The sequence below is a fragment of the Rhizobacter sp. P3_B12 genome (genome assembly GCF_056402895.1).
Genome location: NZ_JBFUGN010000904.1, coordinates 1 through 2,503 on the forward strand (window position 1 = coordinate 1; position 2,503 = coordinate 2,503).

The window sequence follows — 2,503 nt, forward strand, 5'->3', positions numbered from 1 at the left end:
GGCGCGCACGCGTCGCGGTGTCGAGCGCGAGCGTGATGCGGGTCGTGAAGAAGCCGCCGTTGACGCCGCCGTGGATGCGCTCGTTGTCGGCCAGCGTGACGGTCTGGTCGGTGATGTCGACCCAGGGCACCTGGGCCTCGCCGGCGCTGTCGGTGCCGCCGAGCACGCGCAGGCTGGCCTTCACCTTCGGCGGCGTGGCGGCCAGCGCCTCGAACTCGGGCGCGCCGTAGTAGCCGCAGCGGTGGCACACCAGGTACAGCTTGCTGGCCGACGCGAGCTTGCTGCTCTCGAGGTCGAGGCGCGTCTCGACGACCAGCGGCACCTTCGGCGAGCCGTCGCCGAGCACTTCGATCGGCAGCGTCAGTGCGGCCGGTTGCGGCGCCGGGGCCGGCGAAGGGGCCGAGCCCACCGGCGCCGGCGCGGGCGTGTCGCCGTCATCCGACCCGGAGCCGCAGCCGGCCAGCAGCATCATCGACAGGAAAAGAGTGGAAACGGTTCCGCTCACACGTGCGGCTCGGCTGCTTCGGATCATCATTCTGGGGTGGGACGTATCGCTTTCGCCGATGGATCACGCGGTGCGGCTGACGGGATGCGTCAGTCCGGCTTCACTTCGCGTCGCTTGCTGTCGGGAAAGGCGGCGTGTGCCTGCGGTTGTTCTGGATGCGGGCTTCGAAGCAGTTCGCATGCCGCGGCGGGGCCGCGCTTGCGATTGGATGCAATTTCAGCGCGGCTGCTGCGCGTGGATGGCGGCCCATTGCGCAACGCACTCGGCCAGCAGCGCGGGCGCGTCGGTGGCCTGCGGCTGCAGCCCGAGCGCCGCCGCGGCGCTGCGCAGCGCGTGCAGCGGCTGCGCCAGGTCGAGCGGTGCCGCGCCGTTCTGCTTCGACAGCTTCTCGCCGTTCGCGCCCAGCACCAGCGGCGTGTGCAGGTACTGCAGCGCCGGCAGGCCGAGCAGCCGCTGCAGGTGGACCTGGCGCGGCGTGTTGTCGGCGAGGTCTTCGCCGCGCACGACGTGCGTGATGCCCTGCAGCGCGTCGTCGACGACCACCGCGAGCTGGTAGGCCCACAGCCCGTCGGCGCGGTGCAGCACGAAGTCGCCGACCGCCTGCGTGAGGTTCTGCTGCTGCGCACCGAGGCGGCGGTCGTGCCAGTCGATCACGATGTCGGCCTCGGTTGCATCGCAGCTCAGCACCCGCGTCGCGCGCGGCGGCTTGCCGTTCAAGCCGTGGCGGCAGGTGCCGGGGTAGACGAGCTCGCCGTGGCGCGGCTTGCCGTGGCCGGCGGCTTCGAGCGCGAGGGCGATGTCGCGCCGCGTGCAGCCGCAGGGGTACACCTGGCCGGCGGCGCGCAGCGCATCGAGCGCAGCCTCGTAGTGCGCGCCGCGCTGCGACTGCCACACCGGCGGCTCGTCGGGCAGCAGCCCGCACTGCGCGAGCTGTGCCAGGATCTGCGCATCGGTGCCCGGCACGCAGCGCGGCGTGTCGACATCCTCGATGCGCACCCCCCACATGCCGCCATGCGCCCGCGCATCGAGCCAGCTCGCGAGCGCCGCCACCAGCGAGCCGGCGTGCAGCAGGCCGGTCGGCGACGGCGCAAACCGCCCGCGATAGCCCATGACGGTCAGGCTCCGCCCAATGGCAGCAAGCCGCTGTGGCGTTCGATCAGCGCGCTGCGCGTGGCCGGGCTCTCCAGCTGCGACAGCCACCAGCGCAGCGCCAGCCCCAGCTGCGGCTTGCGCGTCGCGCTGCCGGCCGGCACGCTGCGCCACGCATAGCCCAGGCGCGCGACCTGCGTCGGCCGCTGCACCGGCTTGACGACCAGCCGGCCAGCGGCGATGTGCTCGCGCACCAGCGGCTCAGGCAGGAATCCGCAGCCCAGGCAGCGCAGCTGCGCCTCGATCTTGTTCTGCATCGTCGCGACGGTCAGCACGTCCTGCCCGGGCAGCAGGTTCACCGTCAGCGGCGCCATGCGCTGCGCCGAATCGGCGACCGCTACTGCGCGGTGGTGGATCAGGTCGGCATCGCTCAGCACGCCCTCGGCGTTTGCCAGCGGATGGTGCGGCGCCACCGCGAACACGAAGGTGATGCTGCCGAGCGGCTGCATCTGGATGCCGGGCGGCATCGTGCGGTCCACGCCGACGCCGATCGCCAGGTCCGCCTGCCCGCTGACCAGCGCCTCCCAGGTACCGGCCAGCACCTCGGTGCGCAGCCGCAGCCGCGTGCCCGGCCCGCCACTGGTGGCGCCCGGGCTCTCCGGGCTCAGCGCATAGAAGGCCTCGCACAGCTCGAACAGCGTGGCGCGCGACATGATGCCGTCGACCGCGATCGACAACTGCGTCTCCCAGCCGGTCGCGACGCGCTTCACGCGGTTGGCCACCGCATCCATCTCCTGCAGCAAGCGCCGGCCCTCGTGCAGCAGCTCCTCGCCGGCAGCCGTCAGCCTGGCCTGGCGCGAGCGGCGATCGAACAGCAGCACGTCGAGCGCGTCCTCGAGCTGGCGCACG

At 72.6% G+C, this 2,503-nt stretch carries 2 protein-coding genes and 1 pseudogene; all 3 read right to left on the reverse strand.

Annotation, left to right across the window (positions count from 1 at the left end; translation table 11 throughout):
- Positions 1–505: pseudogene (locus tag AC1D01_RS29830) on the reverse strand (hypothetical protein); the annotation flags it as partial.
- Positions 506–721: 216 nt separating this feature from the next.
- Positions 722–1,615, reverse strand: coding sequence for a tRNA glutamyl-Q(34) synthetase GluQRS (gene gluQRS, locus AC1D01_RS29835; RefSeq protein WP_477872876.1), 894 nt, complete (start codon positions 1,613–1,615; stop codon positions 722–724).
- 5 nt (positions 1,616–1,620) lie between these two features.
- Positions 1,621–2,503, reverse strand: an 883-nt coding sequence (locus AC1D01_RS29840; RefSeq protein ID WP_477872878.1) for a LysR family transcriptional regulator, incomplete at its 5' end; no start/stop codon positions are given.